We start from the raw sequence: 24,707 nt of genomic DNA on the forward strand, positions 1-24,707 counted from the left end.
TTCTGACTTTCTCAGTACTGGTGTTCGTGGGGCCGGTTCGCGGCAGCTTGCCGGATGCGTTGTTCAGCATCGGGCAAATCGTCCAGAACGGCGGCAAAGCTCTCAATAAAGGCGCTGATATCCGCAGGCGTCATAGGCAGCGACAGGCAGGAGGAGGTATCGGACGGCATCAGAACTCCATAAGCCAGCAGCCTGTCCGCGATTTCCTTGTGCAGCTTCGCACCCTCGGGGGTGACCCAGGCCTGCCGGTAATCACGGGGCGCTTGCGCCCGCAGGTGCACCCTAAACAGGGACCCAAGCCCGGTGACCGAAATCGGCAAAGACCTTTTTTCAGCAAAGCCGCGCAACCCGGCACGCGTCTGTTCACCCAGCGCGTCAAGTTTGGCGAAACTCTCCTGCGTCAGCGCTTTCATTGCCGCCATGCCGGCAACCATTGTGAGCGGATTGGCGGCAAAGGTGCCACCATGGGGAACCGCAGGGGCACCGCGCGAGGAATCAAACACCTCCATGATGTCAGCCCGACCGCCAAAGGCCCCGACCGGCAATCCGCCACCAATGATCTTGCCAAAGGTCAAAAGATCGGGCTTGACGCCGTAAAGATCGGAGATACCCGCATAGCCTGCGCGGAAATTGAGCACCTCATCTGAAATCAGAACCACGCCCAGCCTGTGTGTGACTTCGCGCAGAGCGGCAACAAACTCCGGCTCAAGGGGAACCAGCCCGGCACGGCTGGGCATCATGTCAACCACGACACAGGACAGATCTCTGGCATTCCTTTCAACCAGCGCGACCGCACGCTCCACATTGTTGATGGGCAGAACAATCGTCTCATCAAGCACCGAATGCGGCATGCCTTTGTAATAAGGCACCGAGTTGGACTCTGCACCGCCCCAATTTTCGGGGCCGCTGGCCTCACTGACCTCGGCCCAGTCATATGCCCCGTGATAGGCCCCTTCGAGCTTTGCGATCTTCGAACGTCCGGTAAAGCCGCGCGCGCCCTTGATCGCGAACATGACAGCCTCGGTGCCCGAATTGGCAAAGCGCAGCCGTTCAAGACCCGGCACACGCTCCACCAGAAGCTCGGCAAGCCCTATCTCAGTATCGGTGGGATTGGCGAAACACGTCCCCGCTCCTGCATGTGCCGTGATCGCATCGACAACCGGCTGAAAGGCGTGTCCGTGAATGAGCGTGGTGTAATTGCCCACAAGATCGAGATAGCGGTTGCCATCCACGTCATAAAGATGCGCGCCACGACCATAATGCGCGTAAATGGGAACCGGCATCCGCTTCACGGTCACTCGTGTTGTCCCGCCCGGAAGCACGTTCTGCGCCCGGTTGTAATAGGAGCTGGATACCTCGAGGTCCACAGCTTTAGGTCGCCCCCTCAGACGACCGGCAGTCTCATCGGACTCCATCTCCGCTGCGCTCGACATCGCTCCAGTTCCCCCACTTTTCATTTTGACCTCATTTATAATATGTGATGTTTGATATATCAAAAATGTGCGCCTGAAAAGCCCCATTTGGCATCGAATGCATCACTCAGGCGGAAATCAGCGTGCGAAGCCTTTCATATCCGAACTGGATATCAGACTGGATGGCGGCCTTCACGGCATCCGGGCGGGAATCGCGGAGACCCTGCACAGCCTGCCGATGAAAATCGATAGGCAGGTTTGACAAGGGTTGGGTCGAGTTGAACAGATTGAACGACGGCCCCATCTGCAACCAGAGGGTTTCGATATAACTCACCAGCCGCGGCATTCTAGCGGCCTGATAGATCTTGAAATGGAAGGCTTCATTGATCTCCAAGGACTGGCGAAACCCCTTGGTGCTGCGCGTTTTTTCGTACCGCTGCTGAATGGCCTCAATCTCATCCACCTCGGCTGACGTGATATTCTGCGCGGCAATCTCCGCCGCCAGCCCCTCGACCGCCACGCGGATCGTCGTGATCTCATCCAGAGCCTCGCGCGAGATTTGCGGCACGGCCACTGTTTTAGGGCCCACAAGCTCAAGCGCCCCCTCTGAAATGAGGCGCGATACCGCCTCGCGGGCGGGCGTCAGACTGACCTGCGCGGATTGCGCGACATTCCGGGCCGAGATTTTCTCACCAGGACTGAGAGAGCCGGACATGATCGCCATACGCAGCTTTTGATAGACATCCTCGGCAAGTGTGTCATGGCGGGAAACGGGTCCCACTCCGGCAATCGACATATCTATCCCTCAACCTCAGCGCCCGCAGCTCGTCCGCCGCCGCAGCCACTCGTTCAGAACGCCGCGCATATCCGTCGCGGCGCAATAATGACATTCGATATATCAATATTGCGATCCGGGCAATGCATCGGGCGCGACCTCATTAAGGGTTTTCGCTGGATGAAAAATGCCCGCCACTTACATGGCGGGCACTCAACGTCAGGAGGAAGTATCGTATTATTCCATCGCAAGGCCGAGCTTCTTAAGGTCCACGCCCATGGCGAAATGTCCCTCCGCAATCAGCTTCCCATACTGCTCACCGGTGGAATAGGCGGGCTCCATACCGAGTTTTTCAAGAGTTGCCTGGAAATTCGCATCATCGAAGGCCTTGCGGAAGGCATCTTCCAGAACCGCTGCGATGTCATCACTCAATCCCTTGGGAGCCGCGAGACCGGCATAGCTTTCGACAGCCACATCAATCCCCTGCTGCTGGAGGGTCTGCACCTCGGGCAGACCGGGAAGCGGTACCGTGCTCGCAGAAGCAAGGGCCCGCAACTCGCCGGATTTGACGAAAGGCACGATATCCTTGGGATCGGCCACGATCAAATCAACCTCATGACTGAGCGCCGCTGTGGACACTTCCTGACCAGACTCATAACGAACCCACTTGTATTCGGTGTCGGTTGCCGCCCCAAGACGAACCATCGCCACGGATTCAATTGTGCTTGCGGCGCCAAAACTCACCGATTGACCGGACTTGGCCGCGTCGACAACATCCTGAATGGTCTGAAAGGGCGAATCCGCCGGCACGGCAATACCGGTCAGAAACCGTGCAAAGCCGACCAGGAAACGGAAATCTTCAACCGAATAGGGCACCTTTTGCATATGCGGGGTGATGGCCATAGGCGAGAAACTCGCCACACCCACCGTGTAGCCGTCAGGCTGTGCATTGGCGATGAAGGTTGGCCCGACCGTACCGGAACCACCTGCCCTGTTCACCACCTGGATCGGCTGGCCGAGAAATTTCTCAGCCGCCTCAGAGAACGCGCGCGTCGAAAGGTCCGTGCCACCACCAGCACCATAGTTGACGATCATGGTGATTTCTTTTTCCGGAAAGCTCTGCGCTGCAGCCCCGGTTACAATTCCCAGCGCCACCAGACCCGCACCGGCAAGGGTTTTCAAGATTTTGAAACTCATTTGACACTCCCCATTTTGATATATCATCTTTGATATATCATTTTTGTGATGCGGTCAAACCTGTTTCAGAAGATTGCGCTGGGCAATCTCACCTCAAGAACCTTGAGCAGAAAGAAGTAGACGCATACGGGCACGCCCGCGGCCAGAAGGCAGGGCGCCCAGCCGCGCTCGCCGATCAAGTGTGAAAGCACCACGATCAGGAAAAAACCGGCAATGATAAAGCCAACCTGGGTAAACAGGACATAGCCGGCAAGGATTGCCACGAATATGGCCAGCGTACGTCGCCAGGCGGGAATGGCCTCGACATCCGCGCCACCGCGAGGGGACACCCAGGTCATCACCAACCAGACGATTGACGAGGCCACCGAGCCGATCATGATGGCACGGGGATAATGTCCGGCAGAAAAATCGCCGCGCAGACCTTCCGGAATTTCCCCAGGAAAGACGAAAAACACCAAGAACAGTCCGCAGAGCAGAAGCAGAAGCGCTGCCAACGCATCCACTCTGCGTTTGATTATGTCAGACATGATTGGCTTCTCCCTGGGCGGTTGATTTTTGGCTGCGGCGGCGGGCGCGTCTCTGCAATGTGATCCACACCACCAGAATGGCGGCCGCGATCCACAACGCATTGCCCAGAGGGCTTGAAACGAAGGTTGCAAAATTGCCGTCGGAAATCTGCAGGGCCCGCCGGAAATTGTTCTCCAGCAATGGCGCGAGAATAAAGCCGATCAGGAAGCTGGATTTGGACAGGCCGATCTTGGTCATTCCATAACCAACCACCGCGAAACATAGCGCCATGCCCACATCGAACAGACTTTGCTGGAAGGAGTAAGCGCCCACAAGTGACAGCACGAACACCGTTGGAAACAGCAATCCGATACGCACAGACGCCGCACGGACAAATATCGGGATCAGGGAAAACCCGATCACAAGCATGGCTGCATTGGCGAGCATCAGCCCCATGTAAAGTCCATAGACCACGTCCGGCGCTTCCTGGAAAATCTGCGGCCCCGGCGTCAGCCCATGAATGAGAAACGCGCCGATAAGAATTGCCGCTTCCACATCCCCCGGGATGCCAAGCCCGAGCAGCGGGATCAGGTTCGCTCCGCTCACCGCGTTGTTTCCGGACTCAGCGCCCGCCAGCCCTTCGATGGAGCCTTTGCCGAATTCCTCCGGTTTTTTGGCGAACCTGAGGGCATTGTCATAGCCCAGAAACGCACCCAGCGTCGGTCCCAGTCCGGGAATGATGCCAATAATTGTGCCAATGATCGAACCACCGAATACCGGAGCGACCATCAGTTTTGCATCCGAACGGGTGATCCGCCGGTCGTCCCGATCCTTGGGTTGCGGCAGGTGAGCATGCGACTGTGAAAGGGCCTGCTCCATCTGAATGATAAGCTCGGACATGATGAGCAGACCGATGAGCATGGGCAAAAGACTGATGCCGCCATAAAGATCGATCACACCAAAAGTCAGCCGCGGCAGTCCTGTGGTGGGATCGAGGCCGACAAGCGCGAGCGCAAGCCCCGCAACTGCAGCGAATACGCCTTTGATGAGCGATTCGCCCGATGCCGATCCGATAATGGTCAATGCGACGATGGCCACCGCCGTATATTCAACCGCTCCGAACTCCAGGGCCACCCGCGCAAGCTGCGCTGCGGTGAGAATGAGTATGATGTCGCTGAAGGTGTCGCCGATCACCGAGGCCACGAGCGAGACCTTGAGGGCCTTCAACCCCTGCCCCTCTTTCGCAAGCGCATACCCGTCCGCAACACTCGCCGCTGCAGCAGAAGTGCCCGGCGCACGCACCAGGATCGCGGCAATCGAGCCGCCGTAAATGCCCCCCTTATAGGCCCCCATCATCATGAGGAGCGCCGTAACCGGGTCGAACGCCAAAGTGAACGGAATGATCAGCGCAATGCCCATGGTCGCGGAAAGGCCCGGAATGGCACCAAGTATGATGCCGATTGTGACCCCGCCAACCAGATAGAACAAATGCTCGACCGCAAAAACCGTCTGAGCGGCAGTGATGATTGCTTCCATAAATTGCCTCTCCCCGCCGTCCATGACAGATCCAGCGATACGTTGCATTTTTGATATTTGACATATCAATTTTGCGACTGCAATAGCGCATGGAGAGATTTCCTGGCGCAACTGTTATGTCCAGACACTAAAGGCGGATGGCTTTTGTGGAATTATAAACGCGCTGACCCGAAGGCCAAAAGCCAACCCGAGCGGTCGGCTTGTCCTTGGAGGATTTCGTTCCCGCAAAATCCCGACAAATGTCATTCGGCGCGGAATCCCTCAGCCCCCAACACGGATAGCGCACACGTCTGAAAGGAGTGCACATAATTGACTATCTATGTGACGTTGGGATCCGGGAGTTGGCGTGAACGCGTCAGCTGCTTGGCTTCTTCAGCGGATCAAATCCACGATCTGTTGCACTATTTCGCTATGCAGATCTTCCAGCGGCCAGGTCACATCAAAATGATTTGTGCCGGGAACGGAAACATAATCCGCTTTGTTGCCTGACTTCTTCCAAAGCTCCTGATACTCTAAACTCTGACGATGGAAGGACGCGCTTTCGTCGCCCCCGACGATAAAGAGCATAGGCGCGTCGGTTTTGACGGGGGTCTGCAATTGCGGCGAATTGCGTTGGATCACCGCTCCGTCCAGTTGAAGATATGGCTGAAGAAAGCTGTAACGCAGCTCGCGGAGATCAAAAACGCCGCTTACGGGCACTCCCGCCTTGATGACATCGTGCGGAATGCCATACAGCGACCAGTCGGTATTCATACATTGAGCCGTCAATTGGCCACCGGCGGAGTGGCCCGAGACCAGAATTCGCTCAGGATCGCCATTGAACTTTGCGATATTGTTATATGTCCATGCCACCGCAGCGCGCGCCTGTCGTGAAATCTCGTCGATGGTCACGTAAGGACAGAGCGAATAATTTGCGATAACCGTTGTTATCCCGTGCGGCACAAAGCCCGCAGCGATACAGTCAAAGTCCCGCCCGGCACCAACACGCCACCAGCCTCCATGAAAGAATATCATGACGGGCGCATTTGGTTCAGCTGCGGGAAAGATATCGAGATACTCGTCTTTGCTGGGGCCGAACCGCACATCCAGATGACACTTCAGTTCGCCACGCGCACGCGCGCTGTGTTCCTGCCAGTGGCCGACATAGGCAAGAAGGTCATCCACTCCGGATTCAACGTCGTACTCTTTGTCGTGATGCGCGATGACCTCCATCGCGTTAAGCCCGCTCCAGTTATCGACGTTGCCGAACATCGCCATTACGGCATCCTCCGATTCGAGTAAATTTTCACGCTCTCCAAAAACTGAAGCAACACTCTAACCGGCTCATGTGATCAATGCCAAAATTTGAAAATATAGTAATATACATTATAACTCGCATTTATTCCTGAAATAAAACCCGATATTATCATGTATACTATTTGTACTTATTCCAATATCTAAATACGACTGCACAAACAGGAAGCATATTTTGATGCTACAGTGCATTCAATCTGCAACTTCGCAAAACGGATTCGCGAAATTGCATGCGACAAGGTCGGTTCATCAAGTTGGCGCACGCGCCAACCTGATGAACGGGACAGGAGAAATCGTGCGTAATGTTTGGCGCCAAGCGGCCAAAAAGGAGAGCCGGCTTCACGTCGAAAACGCATCGTCGCGCAAATAGGCAACTTCCCCGTCAAAATGTGTGGGCCACGACGGGCTGGTATCTATCGGCACCAACGATGAAATGGACATGTTCTGACCTGCAAGGGTCCGCTCCAACAACTTTCCCACTGACCCATCAATCGGTATGGGGTAGCCCACGGGCCTTATGCCGATAGAGCGGTACATGCCGCCTACTTACTTAATGAAGTGTCTCCCTGTCGGCCAGCCCGCTTCTAACTACTTTATTTCTTGTTTCGCGCACCACCGGGCGGCTACATCAAGTCTGCGGTTACGATGTGAAGCACCCTCCAGTTGCTCCGGACGGCCTGCTAGCCATGCCTACTGGCCTCCGATGCAGTCCGAAGGTCTCCCTGCGCTGAACGCCAAGGTTCAAATGTTATTGAATGTGTCTACCAGAAACCTGACCGTCTCTTTTACGCGACGTGCCCGAACCGTCTCTCGTCTGAACACCAACCAAAGCTCGATGTTGACAACCTCGTCATCAACCGGAATCAAATTGGGCGCGTCGTCTGCGATAAACGACGGCAGACGCGCCAATCCCATGCCCGCTCCACACAATTGCCGGAGCAGAACATAGCTGTCCACGCGACAAACCAGCTTCTCGTCCATAGGCGCAAAAGCCCTATTCCGTTCATCAACCAAACTGAACTCGTGATCACGGTGAGAAAAATCGGACGCGAGCGAAATCGTGTGCCTGGTATCCGCCGGCTCGCGTGACATGCGATCGAGATATTCTTTGGATGCATATTTCCGGAAGGGAATATCCGCGAGTTTCCTTACCCCGCCTGCCCCACGCAGCGGACGCGCGGCGCGCACTGCCAAATCGACTCCTTCACGCTCAAGGTCAACGAATCTCGTTTCTGTAGTGATATCCAGTATTATTTCCGGATTGTTTTTCTGAAACTCTCCCAAATTCTTGAGGACCAATGTCGCAAAAATATCCAGCATGGTTACGCGTACCAGGCCAGCGCTACCAATCCTTTCAGATTGGTTCCGGAACTTCGACGCGGCCGCTTCCATCTCCAACGCAGATGTCAGCATGTGTTCGTGTTCTGATTGCAAAACGACACCATCCGCGTCTCGCGTGAACAGGGTCATGCCCAAGCTGGTTTCCAGCGACTGGATTTTGCGGCGAACCGTAGATATGTCCATGTTCAGGATCTGGGACGCACCTTCATAGCTTCGCGTCCGTTGGAGCGCCAAAAATACCTTTACAAGTTCCCAACTCTGCAAGTCTTGACGCCTGACTGCGATCACGTGTCAGAGGATGATCGCCCTCGCTCGATTTCACTGACACTATCATCAGACTACCTTTCGCTAGACGTCAAGTACGATACGTCCGGTACTCGCGCGCGAGCAGCACAGCGCAAACTGGGTGTTTGCGTTCTTTTCACTTTCAGTCTGGTAGGAATCCCTGTGAATTGCGGCGCCCTCGATTATCGGGACAAGGCAGGTTCCGCATATCCCCTGCTCGCACGATACGCTGACGCGAATTCCGTTCTCCTCCAAAGCCTGGGCTGCGGATTGATTGGAGCGCACCTTAATTAGCTTGTCACTGCGGCTGGCGAATACCTCGAAAGCTTCTCCGTGCGCCATATCCTCGCTGGGCTCGAAAGCCTCAAAATGAACATTGCTATCGGGCCAGCCACAGCGAGACGCTCCCTCGCGCACAAATTCCATAAAGCCAATCGGGCCGCACACATAAAGGTGGTGCTGATCGTCAGGTCCTTGCAGAACGGTGTCGGGGTCAAACGAGGTCAGACCGTTCGCGCCATCAAAATGCCAGACCACCTTACGCCCGAACGGCGTCTTTAAGATAGCCTTGCGAAAGGCAGCATCCAGCTTGGTGCGTGCGCAATAATGCAGTTCAAAATCCGCGCCAATTTCCTCGAGGCGGTAAGCCATCGCGAGCAGGGGAGTGATGCCAATGCCACCGCCAACTAGGATGGACTTCTTTGCTTCCTCTTGCAGTTTGAACGCATTTCTGGGACAGCTGATCTCGAACTGGTCGCCAACCTTGAGCGCGTGCATCGCTCGCGCCCCTCCCCGCGATCGATTGGTCAACAACACACCAAAGCGATAAACATCACGCTGGCCCGGCGCATTCGATATCGAATACTGCCGGATCAAGCCGTCTGCCAAGTGCATGTCCACGTGATCACCAGCATCAAACTTGGGTAACGGTTCTTCCGTTGCACTCTTTAACTCGATGAGGGCCACAGACGCGGTTTCTCGAGAGCGTCTTGTGACCTCAACCCTAACTCTATCAGATTTGGCGCCAGCCGATTTGTTCTCTTCTTCTGTCATAGAAACGCTATCGCCCGATACAAGCGATCTTTCTTCTTCGCGACCACTCCGAATGCTGACTTTCCGATGAGTCCGCAGCCACGCATTTCCGGTCAACTAGGTCTACATCTGCACCCCAACCAAAAACGTGGACCCAGTCCGTCTTTGAAAAAGGCGCGCCGTCTATTGCCTGATGTCTCTAAGAATTGACGAGGCCGTGCCGCTTAGGAGGCGGCTGCAAACCGGCATAACCGTCGCTTTGGTGTGAAGCTGCGCATTCGGCAGCACCGCTCTAGACCACCGTGCAAGAAACCCTTCGTTCAACTTGCAAGACAGTTTTTGCCGGACTGTTTCGCTGCAGGAAAAGCACGCCTGCTCTAGAAGTTCTCAAAGTACTCGGCATGTTCCCAGTCAGTTACGGCGGCCATAAATCGTTGAATTTCATGCTGTTTCATGGCGACGTAGTAGTCGATGAACTCTGAGCTGAGGCTGTCGCGGTAGAACTCGGACTCACTCAGGGCGGCAATCGAATCCATGAGACTGACCGGCATCGCCTGCTTGTCCATTTGACCGTAAGGGTCATCCAAGGGAGGACCGGGATCAATCTGATTGTCAATGCCGTCGACGCCAGCGAAAATCTGAGTGGCCATATATAGATATGGATTGGCCGCCGGTTCACCCGAACGATTTTCCACATGCGTCGCCTTCTGTCCAACGCCGCCGATAACCCGGCACATTGCCGCCCGGTTGTCTATCGACCAAACCGCCCTTTTCGGCGTTAGCGGATTCGCATTAAGCCGCTTGTAGCCATTAATGGTTGGATTGGAGAAGGCGGTACCGGCGCGAACGTGGTTCAGGATGCCGCCGATAAAATGCCGTCCGGTGTCAGAGAGCACTTCTGTGTCAGAGGAGAAGACATTGCGGCCCGTTTTGCGTTCTATCAGAGACTGATGCAAATGCCATCCACTGGAGAAGACATTAGGAAGACCCGGCTTGGCCATAAACGTTGCCGCCATGCCATTGCGTTTGGCAAACTGCTTCACAGTACTGCGTAAGAGAGCCACAAGGTCGGCAGCTTTAGTGTCGTGCAGCGGATCGAACGTGATCTCGATTTGGCCTGGGCCGAGTTCCGACTCGATCGTACGTAACGGCAGACCCATAGCCGTCAAAACCTCCCGAAGAGGCTCGATGATCGGATTTTCCTCGTCATAAACGAGCTCCGACATATGCTGATAGCCATGGGAGAACGGCATGACCTCAGGGGGAACGGCAGGTTGACCGCTGTCCGCCAGGTTCAGGCGCGGATCGGATACTTTGAAGACGTGACATTCGATCTCGACACCGCCGAGATAGGAGTAGCCCCGATCATGCAGGGCCCGCACTGCCCTCTTCATGATGCTCCGCGGATCATAAGGGCAGTATTCGCCATTCGACATATAAAGATCACACAGGATCCAGCCCGTGCGGTCGGCCCAGGGCAAAATCCTGAATGTATCCAGATCCGGTACGCCAAGAACGTCCCCAGCGCCACCCATTTCCTCATGCCCAAACCCGCCGTCATGGGTGAAGACGGGCTTGAAAATGAAGTTCCCGGAATCCATCGCAAGCAATGCGGTCGTAAACGGCACCCCATTACTCGCTGCCTGCTCGAAATGAGAGGCTTCGATGGGGCGCATTCTAATAATTCCGTGCGCGTCAACGAAGCCAACACGGACAACTTTGAGGTCTTTTTCCTTGATCAGACCTAGAAGCTCAGCGAGCTTTTGCTTCCGTTCTGCAGTTTCCACACCTGCCAAAGCGGTGAAATTCGATTTCCCAAGATCATTTCCCGTGACGTCGTCATGCATGGTTCTACTCTCTATTTTCCCAATTTTTACAGAGTAAAGCTGTTGTTTTCTTGCGCGTGATCAGCGTCGAACAAATTGATGCGCTTCAATGCGATGCGCCATTCGTCATCGACTTTGCGCAAAATGAAGCCATTCCAGCCCGAACGATGTGTCACGTTTCCGACCAGGCTGGTTTGGATCACAAAGTTGCACAGCACATGCGCGAGCTCGTCCGAAAACGACAGGACCTCAATATTGGTATAAAGGTGTGTCGCACGGGTCGTGGGTGCCTGACTATACGCGCGCTCTGTGGCGAGACGTTCGACGCGCTCTTCAAGTCGTCGCCTGTCATTCATTTCCCAGCTTACCGTGAAGCGTGGGTCCGACGCGGAGTTATCCGCCGGGATCCAATAGGTGGCGTCGTCGGTATAAAGCTCCAGCCATTCTTCCAAGCGTTCCTGATCCAGCAATCGCGCTTCAAGGAAAAGCAACCGTTCGATAGTGCCTCGCAGCGCTTCCGAGGGGATCATCTGTTCGGGAATTTCGGACAGTTCCCGCCAGAATTCCACGATGGCCTGGAGGCGCTCGTACCATTCCATCGAATAGTACTCCAGATCAGCGGTATCGGCAGCCGCTGGTTCATCGGACAGAATGTCAAGCATCAACGCGCTCCCTTGATTTTGCTTCTCGGGCCTTTTTCTCGGCGGCGCGCTCCATTATCCGCTTCCACTCAGCGTAATAGACCCGCATGTGAAGATCGGACGTAACGGGTTCATAATAGTGGCCGTCGGCATCGACCGCGCCAGCCTGCGTCGTCATGTGGCGGCTTATGTCGATCCATTCCAGTTCCGGCACGGTCTCCATACCCTCCTGACAGCTCTCCCATTGGGCTGTGTCGTCCACTTCACCGAATGAGGGGAAGTCTTCCTGCATGCGCATCCTGGCAGCGTTGATGTCTTCGTCCGCGCCTTCCAGCGACGTCGAAAAGAAGGTGATGATGGTTTTGTTTACCGCCAGGGGCTCAATCAATTGCACCTGATTGCCCAGAAACAACAGGTTCGGAAAAATGCTGAGATTCATGCCGGCACCTGTCGATGCGTCCAGGCGCTTGGTTCCTTCCTCTTTCCCATATTTTTCGATAACGGCCGCTTCCGCGACTTCCCGCCCCGGATGCACGTGCTGGCGTGCCCACGCAGATTCCGCATGCATCGCTACCCGCTGGTCCAGCAATGTGTGACCATTGCCCAAGTGTTTCATCGGGATGGGCCCTTCCTCCGCACCGGATGGGAAGTAGGTCATGTCGGTGTCGTCGCCATACCGGCGAGCGAAAACACGCAGCATTGATTCATGCGAAAAAGGAGGGTGGTATCCGTCACCAGCGTTGTCATAAACGGTCTTCCAGTTCGAATGGGATGTAAACCGCATAGAACCGTTATTGATGATCACCTTTTCGCCGGCACCGCGATCGAGCCACTGATCGATATACCGGGTCGCGCCGGCCAGGTGCTCAGTAAGCGGAAGCACATCATCCGACATCGAGGCAAATACGAATCCGCGATAGCTGTCGACACGCGCAGGCTTTAGGAGATTGTTCTGTTCGACATCAAAATCTTCGCCATAAGCATGACGGATTGGTATCGCAACGCATTTGCCGTCGTTCTCAAAGCTCCAAGCGTGATAACCGCATGTGAACCGCTTCGCATTGCCTTTTTCAAACCGGCAGATCAACGCGCCCCTATGGGGGCAACGGTTGATCAAAACATCTACCTCGCCATTATCCTTTTTGACGAAAATAACCGGGCGCCGGCCAATTCTGCGCCTGATAAAGTCGTTGGGTTTGGGCAACTCGGTCTCGTGGCCGATATAAACCCATGTGCTCCCGAACAGTGAACCCATTTCGGCAGCGAACAAGTCCGGGTTGATATAAAGATCTCTGTGAACGGCCCCGTCTCGGAAGTATCGCGCATAACGATCCTTCTCCTGGCCCGAGCTAACTTGTCGTTCTGAGGACGTCATATTTTTCCCTCGGAATGATTGCATAACTTATCATTTCTGAGGTTAGCCTCAGTGTGATCTGGTAACGATTTCAAAGATGCAGGTTAGAAAGGCAAATTTGCGCGTGGCGTTTAACCCTTTGGAATTAATATGTTTTCCATTGGGAGAGTGGCGCGGCAGCTTCGCTTTGCTTGTCGAGACTCAAGCGATCTGATGGCATCATCAGGAGCCGGAAAAAGGCAAGACCGCATTCCGCAAGAGTCAGCCGGATGTGCTTCAACAGGTCATGCGGTAATCGCCAATCAACGCACACTCAATAGAATTGCAACCGAAGCCTTTCCGACAACTCCTGCGCGGCAAATAATCCCGCGTTGGAATTGCCGTTCTGATTAAGGCCAGGCGACCATATTGCGATAGAGGCTCGTCCTGGCGCTATGATCAACATGCCGCCACCGACGCCGCTTTTGGCAGGCATACCGACACGAAAGGCAAAGTCGCCGGATTCGTTGTAAAGCCCGCAGGCCGTCATCAACGCATTTATTCGTTTCACTTTCTCCGCAGCGATGAGGTGGTATTTTTCGTGCAGCCCAGCCAAGTAACGGCCGGATTTCGCCAACTGACGCGCCGGTATCTCTATTGCGCAGTGATGGAAGTAGGTCCCAAGAACTCTCTCCGGATCGTGCTCGAGGTTCCCGAACGATTTGAGATAATGGGCCAACGCATAGTTTCTGTGGCCAGTTTCATGGCGTCGGTGCGGCCCATAACCGAGCAATGTAACCCACGTATTTTTGGCCACAAATCACCATGCCCTCGATAGAATTGATGATTATCCAGCTCTTCTTCCTTAAGCGGCAGCGAACGCTCTGGTAGGAGCTTTCCCCCAAGGCCTAACTTTCTCAAATTCGGCGCATGCCGCAATGACATCTGCATCGCCGTGTTTACGCCCGATTATCTGGATACCGACAGGCAACCCGTCAATCATCCCTGCGGGCACAGATGCCGCTGGATGACCGGTGAAATTTGTCAGATAGGTCATCGCCCATCCAACCCTGGGCTCAAGGTGAACGTCACCAACCTGGCTTGGCCCGACCGTGTCGCCACCGGTTGCGTTTTTGAACGGCATAAAAGATGTGACGGGCGACACGATCAAATCGTATTTTGAGAACGCGTCGCAAAAGCAATCAAAAACATGTGTCCGCATGATCTGGTCGGCCTGCATTTCCGCGAGCGACATCCGTTCAGCTATCTGAACCCATTTCACCAGTTCATCGGGGAAATCGTCTTTGTGGTGGTTCAGCAGATCGACGCCCCCAGAAGCGAGGTCATTCAAGGCGCCGAACGAAACCGCCGAAATCATGCGGCACCAAAGCTCTCCCAGTTCGAGCGCCGAATAACGGATCCCGATTTCCATGCGCTCCACTGTGGCCCCTGCCTCCTCAAAGGCAAAGCCCGCCTTGTTGACGGTATCGGCAATCCACCGGTCGACTGGAAAGATGCCAAAGTCTTCGGTCAACCCGATGCGCATCCCGCGAACCGATTGCCTAAGGGCGGCGGAAAAGTCCGGCGTATGCATGCTGCTGAACGGATCTTTGGAACTGTAGCCCCCTAGAACCGACATCACCGTTGCAATGTCTTCGACAGTGCGCCCCATGGGCCCCTCGTAGATAAAGGGTGCAGTCGCGCCGAATGCGTTCGGGCGCATTATTGCGGGAACACAGCCAAACGAAGGCTGAAACCCGACAAGGCCGCACCAGGCGGCTGGGATTCGTACAGATCCGCCCCCATCCGATCCTTCGGCAAAGGGGACCATGCCGGAAGCAACCGCGGCGGCCCCGCCGGACGAACCGCCACTGTTGAACTCTAGATTGTACGGATTGCGGGTCGGACCAAACATTAGATTATCTGTTGTGCCGGCAAATCCCAACGTAGCGCTGTTGGTTCTGCCCAGAATGACAGCTCCGGCGTGCTCCACGCGGTCCACAAAGTTGCTCTTGATGTCCCAAACGGAATTTTTTAACGCCCTGACCCCGCCCAGCGTCGACGGCCAGCCGGGCTTAAAGCTGAACAGATCCTTCATTAGCGTCGGCACGCCCGCCAGAGGACCCACTTCGTCGCCGTCGAGCAGACGGCGCTCAATGCGGCGGGCCTGCTCAAGCGCCTCGTCATATCCCTTGAACACGACCACGTTCAGTGCGGGATTATCGCGTTCGATGCGCTCGATCGCACAGGCCGTAACTGCAACCGGCGATACCTGCCCGGATTTCACAAGGGCCGCGGTCTCAATTGCGGTCAGGTTGGCCAGTTCGTCGCAATCCATCTTCCCAATCCTCTCAGCAGACCGAGAACTATCCAGCATTCACGACAAGTAGGCGTCGTGCAGGCGATCGGTCGCATTTACCAGCGCAGCGCAATCGTCGGACAGCACAATCCTACCGCCGCTCATGACATATGCGCAGTTGCCGTATTGCAGTGCCAGATGCGCGAATTGTTCAACAAGCAGAACGCCGAGACCGTCCTCGACGAGTTCCTTGATGATATCGAGCAGCCTGCGGACGATTACCGGCGCAAGGCCGAGTGACATCTCGTCGATCATCAAGACCTTGGGATGCCGAAGAAGGGCACGCGCAATAACCAGCATCTGCTGCTCCCCTCCTGAAAGCATGCCTGCTTTGGTGTTCCGGCGCTTGACCAGTTCTGGGAACCATTCAAAAGCTGGTCCGACCTTGCTTTTTTCGCAGCTTACAAGGAAGTTTTCCTCAACCGACAATTCGGTAAAGATGGTTCTGCCCTGCTCAACATGTCCCAACCCGCTTCGGCTTCTTGACGACCTGCTGGCCTTGGTCATCGTCAGCGACCCAAGAGAGATCTCTCCGCTTTGTATATCGAGTTCGCCGGATATCCCCTCCAGAAGCGTCGTCCGCCCTGCACCGTTTGCCCCGAGCAAAACTGTTATTTCACCCGTCGGGACTGTCATCGATACGTCTTTGACGACCGGCAAGCCTAGCCGCTCGACATTTATGCTCTCAAGAGTCAGCGTCGCTCCACTCCGCATCATGCCGCTCCCAGGTATGCTTCGACAACATTACCCTGGGCCAGGACGACTTCCGGCTTTCCTTCGGCAATTACCTTTCCAAAGTCCAGCACTGTGATCCGATCGCAAACCGAACGGACCATATCCATGTCATGTTCCACAATGAGGACCGAGCAACCGAACAACTCCGGAATTCGGGTGATATGTTTGGCAAGTTGCTCCGACTGTTGCGATGACAGGCCCGCGGCAGGCTCATCAAGCAAAAGGGCTTTGGGTCGCGCAGCCAGATTGGCTGCAACCTCGATAAGCCGTCTCAATCCAATTTCAACATCCTGGATCAATGCCGTTCTTGGAGGACATTCGAGAAAGGCAAGAATTGCGTCTATATCCTCGTTTGAAATGCTGCTTCCCGCCGACAGCCGCATATACTGGCCCACAGTCAGCTCGGGAATAGCGCGACCTTGCTGAAAGGTGCGCCTGATTCCTGCCTTCGCACGCTGGTGCGGGGGTAGTTTGACAAGTTCCCTACCGCCAATCCGCACAACGCCCGCAGCGCCCGGAATGAAACCCGAAACAGCGTCAATTATCGACGATTTGCCGGCGCCGTTTGGCCCGACCAATCCAACGATGGTCCTCGGCTCTATTGTCAAATTGAAATTGTCGACGGCAATCACGCTTCCGTAGTTTACGATCAAGTTGGAGATTTCGAGATCCTCGCCCGCCTCCGGCCCGAACATCCCCTCGCTGGTTTCCCGGATTTCATCAGTGGAGCCGGTGTCCGACATCACTGCACGGGTGCCCGCACGGCGGTTACGCCGCGATTTAAGAGTCTTGCGTAAGCCGCCGGCAAGACTGGACTTTTTGCGCAGGGCGTCAATGGCGCCGACCGCAAATATCACTGCCTCAAGATCGAGCGGCAGGCCGAACCGGCGCAAAAGTTCGGGAACCCCAACTGTCAGAAGGCCGGCAATAAGTGTGCCTTCCCAAAAACGCCCACCCGCAAAAATTGCCAGAGCAAACAAAGACAGGGATGCCAGCGGACTGAAGTTTGACGCCGTAAGAATTCCCAGTTGAGACACAATGAGCCCGCCTACCAGACCCGCAATACCGGCGCTGGCCGAGAAAGCCGTCAGTTTGGAGCCAGCAACCGATACCCCCATGGCGGCTGCCGCGCGTTCTGAATAGCAAATTGCACTCCACATCGCCCCAATACGGGCCTGTGTCAGCATGGACGTTACGAGATATACGATGATCGCGACGCCGACACAGAACGCGAGAAACGCGCGTTCATCCAGCAGCATTTCGGGACGCTGAAACGAGATCATGCTTTCGTTCCCGGGAAAGCCGGTCTTGGTAAAAATTGCGTCCACGGCCACCGCAAAGGTCAGCGTAATCGCCGCGAGATTAAGTCCACGCAACCGAAGTGCGGGCAAGCCGACCAAGAAGCCAACGACTAATCCAGCCGCACCGCCCAGCAACAGTGAAATAACATAAGGAATGCCCGGCGCGTGAATGCCCAGCCACGACACCGTCCATGCACCAATAGCGGCAAACGTCATCTGGCACAGCGATATCAGGCCAGCCTGATCGGTAAGCAGCCCAAGCGAACGCACCATGATCGCCATCAAAACGCCGGTAGTCGCCAAAAACACGAAGTACGACGGTAAGGCGAGAATGGCATAAGTGCCCCCGACCATTCCCGCGACGATAAAAAGTGGGACGTTCCTATCGCGCAGCATCCCAAACCTCCCCACGCTGAGACCATATCAGGATCGCGAGCACTACGATGAAGGGAAGTGCCTGGCGGTAGGGTGCGAGATAATCAACATATGTTGCGAAGGCCTCCAGGACTCCCAGAAATATGCCTCCAAAGAGGGCCATGTATACGTTGCGGAACAACCCGAACAGGGACGCCGCAATCGCGGGAAGAAGAAGCAAACTGAGGATAAGAAAATTGGTGGGACGCGTCGGCATGATGAGCGTGATGCCAAGCGCGGCGATTGCCCCGGTCAATGCCCATACAGAAAGCGAAAGCGTGCCAACCCGGACACCCAGCAACTCAGCGGTTTTTGGCCGTTCGGAAAGCGCGCTTAATTGGATACCAACGCGCGTTCTGCGCTGTGCGGCCTGCAGCGATACCGCGATAATAACGGCAAACAGCAGGCCAATTATGGTCGTGGCTGAGAAGTAGATGCCGGCCAGCTCGAAGCTGAAATTGGTGAACAGTCTTGGCGCCGCCCGCGGGTCATCGCCAAAGACACGTGCACCGACAGCAAGAATTGCCAGCATCAGCACAATGGTGACCGACGATTTCGTCTGAACGTTCGCATCGGCGAACCAACGCACCATGACGCCGCCAACCAGAAGACCCACGCAGGCTCCTGCAGCGATGCCCACCAGTGATGCCCAGGGTTGAGGCAGGCCGATGTCAGCGACCGCCAAACCTACATAAGCGCCAAATACGCCAATCGCGGTCTGAGCGAAATTAAGAACACCAAGTGTTTTGTAGGTAAGCGTGATCCCAATCGCCAGTAAGGCATACGCGCATCCTGGAATCAGCCCTGACAGGAGATAAGAAAGCATACCGTCAATCCCGCTAGAGGCGGTTCTTTCGCCGATACGATCACCATCCGCGAAAGAACCTGGTCGTGAGCTATTTAGGGAGGACCACAAAGTCAGGCGTTACGACTTCCCAGGCTCCGTTTTGGATCTGAACGAACTTCGAAGAGCTGTTCGGCGCATGGGAGGATCCGTCGCCAACCGAATACGGCGTCCCAATCAACGGCGTTTCGTAGCTGTCGAGTTTGCGTAATGCCTCGGACACGGACTCGCGGGTGATTTCCCCTTCAATTGACTTCAACACATCAACAAAAATCGTCGCGGCCAGGTAGCCACCCTGGGAAAAGGATGTCACAGGGACGTTGTTCGCTTTCATCAACTCGTCCCAATCCTCAAGAACCGGCGAGGGCGTCAGAAAAGGCTCGAACTCGGAATTGGCATAGATCCCCTCGCCGCCTTCACCAAGGACTTCGGCAACATTGAGTGTGTAAGCTGGTGTCAGGAAGACCCAGGCAATATCCTTAATGTTCTGTGCGTTGACCGCCTGCATCCAGCTAACGACCTGCGGCTCGATTCCCGGGAAAACGACCGCCTCGCACCCAGCATTTTTTGCCTTTAGAACAAACTGAGTCATATCGTCTGTGTTGCCGACGTTACGCTCATCGATCAGCAAGCCTTTTTTGCTGACGCTGTCATAAAGCGATATCGCCGCTTCCCAGCCCGGCTGTTGCACGGGGTTGCCATTTACAAACGAGCAAACCTTGTCGAAACCCAGGATCTCTGCCGCAAAATACAAAGAGACAGCCTGGCCGGTAAACGGTCCGGTATTCACCGGGGAAATATTCGCTGTCGTGAAGCATGCGGGATCAACACCGGTTCCCTGAATGGAGAAGACATCCTTCGACTGATAGTAGGCCGTGTTTGCAGCGCATTCCAACAAACTCGCAGATCCGACGTTTGCATAAACGCCCTCATTGTCTATCAGGCGCCGGGCAGCCTGCGTTGCAACACCGGGGTCCATCTTGTCGTCTTCTACAAAGTATTCAATCATACGGCCGTTTATGCCGCCTTGCGCATTCACCCGATCAAACACCGCTTTCGCTGCGGCGCTGGCTTCCGGAAAAGTAAACGGACCGGTCAGGGTACTCACTGCACCCACGGGGATGGGGTCGCTGTCTGCCGCATTTGAAGCTGTCGCAAAACCAGCAACCAAACCAATTGCCATCACAGCACCCAGCACTGGAAGTCTTACACTCATATTAAGTTCCTCCGGCGACTATCATCTATCCTCGTCAAGCACCACGCTTGTCCGAGACGTCAAACAAATGTCACGAAGAGAAAATGAAGAGAGAAGCGCCGCCACGCCTAGTGCAAATGCGCACTTGGGTTTTGCAAGATTGCGCAGGCGAACGCGCTACGCGTATCACCTTGCAGGGCGAGAGATAGGGAGCCGACGGCACCTGTGCCTAAATTCGCGTTCATGCGCACCGTCATGCGTGTGATTTGGATAGTGTGCCGATTCTTCTAACAGCCACCGTCGGGCCTCCAAACCCAGCAAACGTTCCCATCCGAGTGAAGTTTGCTTTCGTACCTGCGTTTGAGAAAATCTCGGCCGAAATGTTCTCGCTTCCAGGTTGAGCGAAGAAGTTTGCTGGAATAGATTTCTTATCCTTGGTATGAGCGTGGAGCGGCTTCGGATTTGCGACGTACCGCCCATGTGACCCAAGGACTTTTTCAGTGTTGATTCCATAAGGATTGAGTGAAAGCGAAGCCTCAGGAGGATCGGCAGGAGGCCGTCGGGCCGAACGATGTCTGGGCGATGGATTTTGTCCACGACCAATTGGCGACAGGCAAGAAGCTGCGCATCCTGACCATCGTTAATACCCATTCACGGCTCTGTCCGGCGACCGATCCACGCTTCACCTATCGCGGCGAGGATGTGGTGCAGACCCTGGAACGGGTTTGCGGCCTGATTGGCTATCCGAAGACGATCAGGGTGGACAATGGCAGCGAATTCATCTCCCGTGATCTTGACCTGTGGGCCTATGCAAATGACGTCACGCTCGACTTTTCTCGGCCCGGAAAGCCGACGGACAATGGCTTCATCGAAGCCTTCAACAGCAAGTTCAGGTCGGAATGTCTGAACGCGCATTGGTTCCTGACGCTTGCGGACGCCCGCGAAAAGATGGAGGATTGGCGTAGACACTACAATGAGGATCGGACTCATTCAGCGACCGGGTACAACGTCCCGATCGCGCTGCATAATCACGGTGGCATCCCCAGCCCGTCACCGTGAAAGAAGCCGGAAAACTCCAACCTCCGGCGATCCAAGATTGGGTCTCAGTGCAGTATCACTCTAGCTTCTTCTTAAAGAAAGCGCGGGAGCGTTCTAAAGACAAACTGGTATATTGGGACAGGAAGCAAATGACCTGGATTCACATGCTGACGATTTTTGCGATCGGCATATTTTTCTCTTTGCAGCCCGCAGTCAACGGCACCGTAGCGAAGCTGCTAGGTTCTCCCCTATCTGCAGCCATAGTGTCAGTAACAATTACATGGATCGCCCTAATCTTGATTTATCCATTCTTCGGAGAACCGGTTCGGGCAAGTGGTGTTGTTCGTCTGCCATGGTGGATTGGACTTGGCGGCATCGCCGGTGTGTTAATTGTCCTGGGAGGCGCAACACTCGCCCCGATGACTGGAGCGGCGCTTTTCTTTGTCTGCCTTATCGCCGGTCAACTTATGGGATCGGCACTGATCGATCACATGGGGGCGTTTGGCATGCTGGAACGTCCCATGTCCCTTTTGAGGGTGATCGGACTTATCCTTGTTTTCGCTGGGGTTATGCTCGTTCGATTGGATTAGTTTTCACCTTACCTGACTAATCCCGTCTGTCTCACCCTACCTGCGTCAGCAGCTTGTCGAGGCTGGCCTTGGCGTCGCCGTAGAACATGCGCGTGTTCTCCTTGTAGAACAGCGGGTTCTCGATACCGGAATAGCCGGTGCCCTGGCCGCGCTTGGAGACGAAGACTTGCTTGGCCTTCCAGACTTCCAGGACCGGCATGCCGGCGATCGGAGAGTTCGGGTCTTCCTGGGCGGCCGGATTGACGATGTCATTGGAGCCGATGACGATGACGACGTCCGTTGACGGAAAGTCCTCGTTGATCTCGTCCATTTCCAGAACGATGTCGTAGGGCACCTTGGCTTCGGCGAGCAGCACGTTCATGTGGCCGGGCAGGCGGCCGGCGACCGGGTGGATCGCGAAGCGCACTTCCTTGCCCTTGGCACGCAAGCGCCGTGTCAGTTCGGCGACGTTCTGCTGTGCCTGGGCGACCGCCATGCCATAACCCGGAACGATGATGACGCTGTCGGCATCTTCAAGCGCGGCAATGACGCCGTCGCTGTCGATGGCGATCTGTTCGCCTTCCACTTCCATCGCCGGCCCGGTGGTGTTGCCGAAACCGCCGAGGATGACGGAAATGAACGAGCGGTTCATCGCCTTGCACATGATGTAGGACAGGATCGCACCCGACGAGCCGACCAGCGCGCCGACGACGATCAGGAGATCGTTGCCGAGCGAGAAGCCGATGGCGGCCGCGGCCCAGCCCGAATAGGAGTTCAGCATCGACACCACCACCGGCATGTCGGCGCCGCCGATGCCCATGATCAGGTGATAGCCGATGAAGAAGGCCAGAAGCGTCATCAGGATCAGGGTCCAGATACCCGCATCGTTCACGAACAGGAGGAGCAAGATGATGCTGAGGGCGGCAGCGCCCGCGTTCAGCATGTGTCCGCCCGGCAGTTTTTCCGCCTTGGACGTCAGTTTGCCGGCAAGCTTGCCGAAGGCGACGACCGAGCCGGTGAAGGTGACTGCCCCGATGAAGACGCCGAGGAACACTTCGACCTTCAGGATCGACTGCTCGATCGGGGTCTTGTGCGCCAGGATCGCGGCAAAGCCTTCAAGCGCATGGCGCTCTTCCTCGCTCATGGCCAGTACGTTGCCAAGCTCGATATAGGCGTTGAAGCCGACGAAGACGGCGGCCAGGCCCACCAGCGAGTGCATGGCGGCGACAAGCTGCGGCATTTCGGTCATCTGGACGCGCTGCGCCACGAAATAGCCGATGATGCCGCCGGCGGCGATCAGGATAAGGGACAGGAGCCAGAGGCCCGAGCCAGGCCCGATGAGCGTGGCGACAACCGCCAGGCCCATGCCGGTGATGCCGTACCAGATGGCGCGCTTGGCGCTCTCCTGGCCCGACAGGCCGCCGAGCGACAGGATGAAGAGAACAGCCGCAACAACATAGACGGCAGTCGTGAAACCGAATTCCATCTCTCGGCCTCCCTTAGGATTTCTGGAACATGGCGAGCATGCGCCGGGTAACGAGGAAACCGCCGAAGATGTTGATCCCGGCCATGAAGACGGAGAGCCCTGCAAGCAGGATCACCAGGAACGACCCGGATCCGATCTGCATCAGGGCGCCGAGGATGATGATCGACGAAATTGCGTTGGTGACGGCCATCAAGGGCGTGTGCAGCGAGTGGCTGACATTCCAGATCACCTGGAAGCCGACAAAGACTGCGAGCACGAAGACGATGAAATGCTGCATGAAGCTGGCCGGAGCGACGAGGCCCACCAGCAGCATGACAAGGCCGCCGATGGCAAGCAGCGAGACCTGCTGCTTGGTCTGCGCCTTGAACGCGGCAACTTCCTTTGCACGCTTTTCCTCCGGCGTCAGTTCCTTCGGTTTCTCCTTCGACTTCGCCGCGATCGCCTGCACCTTGGGCGGTGGGGGCGGGAAGGTGATCTCGCCCTCATGCGTCACGGTTGCGCCGCGGATGACGTCGTCTTCCATATTGTGGTTGATCTGACCGTCCTTTTCAGGGGTCAGGTCGGTCAACATGTGGCGGATGTTGGTGGCGTAAAGCGTGGAGGCCTGGGAGGCCATGCGCGACGGGAAGTCGGTATAGCCGACGATGGTGACGCCGTTTTCCGTGACGATCTTCTCGTCCTTGACCGTTCCTTCGGCGTTGCCTCCGCGCTCGGCGGCAAGGTCGACGATCACCGATCCCGGCTTCATCGCCTTGACCATGTCTTCCAGCCACAGCTTCGGTGCATCCCGGTTCGGGATCAGGGCTGTGGTGATGACGATGTCCATCTCTGGCGCGAGTTCGCGGAACTTGGCGAGTTGGGCCTCGCGGAATTCCGGCGAGGAAACGCTGGCATAGCCGCCGGTGGCAGCGCCATCCTGCTGTTCTTCCTCAAAATCCAGATAGACGAATTCGGCGCCCATGGATTCGACCTGCTCGGCCACTTCCGGGCGCACGTCGAAGGCATAGGTGATGGCGCCGAGGGAGGTGGAGGTGCCGATGGCGGCAAGTCCGGCGACACCGGCGCCGACGACCAGCACCTTCGCCGGCGGAACCTTGCCGGCGGCCGTGATCTGGCCGGTGAAGAAGCGGCCGAAATTGTTGCCTGCCTCGATCACGGCACGATAGCCGGCGATGTTTGCCATGGACGACAGCGCATCCATCTTCTGAGCGCGGGAAATACGCGGCACCATTTCCATGGCGATGACGTTGGCACCGGACGCCTTGGCCTTTTCAAGGCCGTCCGCGTTGCCGCCCGGGTTGAAGAAGGAAATCAGGGTCTTGCCCTTGGCAAGGTAGCCCAGTTCCTTGTCTTCCGGCGGGCGCACCTTGGTGATGATGTCGGCTTTCTTCCAGAGGCTGGCCGCGGTCTTGACGATCTCGACACCTGCCTCCTCATAGGCCTGGTCGGAAAATCCCGCCGCGGTTCCAGCGCCGCTCTGAACGAGGCAGTTATAACCGAGCTTCTGCAGCTGTCTGGCGGAATCCGGGGTCATTGCCACACGGTTCTCCCCCGGGAAGGATTCCTTTGGTGTGCCCAGGTACATGAG

20 protein-coding genes and 1 pseudogene are annotated in these 24,707 nt (G+C 56.0%); 2 read left to right on the forward strand and 19 right to left on the reverse strand.

Features of this window, described 5'->3' with window-relative positions; translation table 11 throughout:
• Nucleotides 1–11 precede the first annotated feature (11 nt).
• From ACX3M4_RS30445 to ACX3M4_RS30525, 17 genes are all read right to left on the reverse strand, one after another.
• Nucleotides 12–1,433, reverse strand: a complete 1,422-nt coding sequence (locus ACX3M4_RS30445) for an aspartate aminotransferase family protein (protein ID WP_459359535.1) — start codon at nt 1,431–1,433, stop codon at nt 12–14.
• Nucleotides 1,434–1,539: 106 nt separating this feature from the next.
• Complete coding sequence (locus ACX3M4_RS30450; protein ID WP_459359536.1) at nt 1,540–2,208, reverse strand: GntR family transcriptional regulator; 669 nt, start codon at nt 2,206–2,208, stop codon at nt 1,540–1,542.
• 216 nt (nt 2,209–2,424) lie between these two features.
• Nucleotides 2,425–3,384: a Bug family tripartite tricarboxylate transporter substrate binding protein gene (locus ACX3M4_RS30455; RefSeq protein WP_459359537.1), complete on the reverse strand. Its 960-nt coding sequence runs from the start codon at nt 3,382–3,384 to the stop codon at nt 2,425–2,427.
• 65 nt (nt 3,385–3,449) lie between these two features.
• Complete coding sequence (locus ACX3M4_RS30460) at nt 3,450–3,878, reverse strand: tripartite tricarboxylate transporter TctB family protein (protein WP_459359538.1); 429 nt, start codon at nt 3,876–3,878, stop codon at nt 3,450–3,452.
• A gap of 25 nt (nt 3,879–3,903) precedes the next feature.
• Nucleotides 3,904–5,427, reverse strand: coding sequence for a tripartite tricarboxylate transporter permease (locus ACX3M4_RS30465; RefSeq protein WP_459359539.1), 1,524 nt, complete (start codon nt 5,425–5,427; stop codon nt 3,904–3,906).
• 372 nt (nt 5,428–5,799) lie between these two features.
• Complete coding sequence (locus tag ACX3M4_RS30470; RefSeq protein ID WP_459359540.1) at nt 5,800–6,684, reverse strand: alpha/beta hydrolase; 885 nt, start codon at nt 6,682–6,684, stop codon at nt 5,800–5,802.
• A 777-nt stretch (nt 6,685–7,461) separates the two neighbouring features.
• Nucleotides 7,462–8,349, reverse strand: a complete 888-nt coding sequence (locus ACX3M4_RS30475; RefSeq protein WP_459359541.1) for a LysR family transcriptional regulator — start codon at nt 8,347–8,349, stop codon at nt 7,462–7,464.
• A gap of 60 nt (nt 8,350–8,409) precedes the next feature.
• A complete protein-coding gene (locus ACX3M4_RS30480; protein ID WP_459359542.1) occupies nt 8,410–9,312 on the reverse strand; it encodes a PDR/VanB family oxidoreductase in 903 nt (300 codons plus the stop codon).
• 443 nt (nt 9,313–9,755) lie between these two features.
• Nucleotides 9,756–11,225, reverse strand: coding sequence for a glutamine synthetase family protein (locus tag ACX3M4_RS30485; RefSeq protein WP_459359543.1), 1,470 nt, complete (start codon nt 11,223–11,225; stop codon nt 9,756–9,758).
• Between the two features lie 26 nt (nt 11,226–11,251).
• Nucleotides 11,252–11,866 carry an aromatic-ring-hydroxylating dioxygenase subunit beta gene (locus ACX3M4_RS30490; RefSeq protein ID WP_459359544.1) on the reverse strand — a complete coding sequence of 205 codons (615 nt, stop codon included), beginning with the start codon at nt 11,864–11,866 and terminating at the stop codon, nt 11,252–11,254.
• Complete coding sequence (locus ACX3M4_RS30495) at nt 11,859–13,220, reverse strand: aromatic ring-hydroxylating oxygenase subunit alpha (RefSeq protein WP_459359545.1); 1,362 nt, start codon at nt 13,218–13,220, stop codon at nt 11,859–11,861. Before ACX3M4_RS30495 ends, ACX3M4_RS30490 begins: the two co-directional genes overlap by 8 nt.
• A 292-nt stretch (nt 13,221–13,512) precedes the next feature.
• A complete protein-coding gene (locus tag ACX3M4_RS30500) occupies nt 13,513–13,917 on the reverse strand; it encodes a glutaminase (RefSeq protein WP_459359546.1) in 405 nt (134 codons plus the stop codon).
• Between the two features lie 126 nt (nt 13,918–14,043).
• Complete coding sequence (locus ACX3M4_RS30505; protein ID WP_459359547.1) at nt 14,044–15,516, reverse strand: amidase; 1,473 nt, start codon at nt 15,514–15,516, stop codon at nt 14,044–14,046.
• Nucleotides 15,517–15,555: 39 nt separating this feature from the next.
• Entirely contained in the window at nt 15,556–16,197 is a 642-nt protein-coding gene (locus ACX3M4_RS30510) for an ABC transporter ATP-binding protein (protein WP_459359548.1), read from the reverse strand.
• A 53-nt stretch (nt 16,198–16,250) separates the two neighbouring features.
• Nucleotides 16,251–17,969, reverse strand: coding sequence for a branched-chain amino acid ABC transporter ATP-binding protein/permease (locus ACX3M4_RS30515; protein ID WP_459359549.1), 1,719 nt, complete (start codon nt 17,967–17,969; stop codon nt 16,251–16,253).
• Nucleotides 17,956–18,813: a branched-chain amino acid ABC transporter permease gene (locus ACX3M4_RS30520; RefSeq protein ID WP_459359550.1), complete on the reverse strand. Its 858-nt coding sequence runs from the start codon at nt 18,811–18,813 to the stop codon at nt 17,956–17,958. Before ACX3M4_RS30520 ends, ACX3M4_RS30515 begins: the two co-directional genes overlap by 14 nt.
• A 70-nt stretch (nt 18,814–18,883) precedes the next feature.
• Complete coding sequence (locus ACX3M4_RS30525) at nt 18,884–20,047, reverse strand: ABC transporter substrate-binding protein (RefSeq protein ID WP_459359551.1); 1,164 nt, start codon at nt 20,045–20,047, stop codon at nt 18,884–18,886.
• 501 nt (nt 20,048–20,548) lie between these two features.
• On the opposite strand from ACX3M4_RS30525, the pseudogene ACX3M4_RS30530 reads away from it, so the two are divergent.
• Both ACX3M4_RS30530 and ACX3M4_RS30535 read left to right on the forward strand, forming a co-directional pair.
• A pseudogene (locus tag ACX3M4_RS30530) lies at nt 20,549–21,085 on the forward strand (integrase core domain-containing protein); the annotation flags it as partial.
• Between the two features lie 128 nt (nt 21,086–21,213).
• Nucleotides 21,214–21,654 (forward strand): DMT family transporter, encoded by a 441-nt coding sequence (locus ACX3M4_RS30535; protein ID WP_459359552.1) that lies wholly within the window; start codon nt 21,214–21,216, stop codon nt 21,652–21,654.
• A gap of 31 nt (nt 21,655–21,685) precedes the next feature.
• Here ACX3M4_RS30535 and ACX3M4_RS30540 read toward each other — a convergent pair whose 3' ends face one another.
• Both ACX3M4_RS30540 and ACX3M4_RS30545 read right to left on the reverse strand, forming a co-directional pair.
• Nucleotides 21,686–23,119, reverse strand: a complete 1,434-nt coding sequence (locus ACX3M4_RS30540) for an NAD(P)(+) transhydrogenase (Re/Si-specific) subunit beta (protein ID WP_459359553.1) — start codon at nt 23,117–23,119, stop codon at nt 21,686–21,688.
• 13 nt (nt 23,120–23,132) lie between these two features.
• Nucleotides 23,133–24,704 carry a Re/Si-specific NAD(P)(+) transhydrogenase subunit alpha gene (locus ACX3M4_RS30545; protein WP_459359554.1) on the reverse strand — a complete coding sequence of 524 codons (1,572 nt, stop codon included), beginning with the start codon at nt 24,702–24,704 and terminating at the stop codon, nt 23,133–23,135.
• Between the last annotated feature and the right edge of the window lie 3 nt (nt 24,705–24,707).

The sequence above is a fragment of the Roseibium sp. M-1 genome (assembly GCF_054515675.1).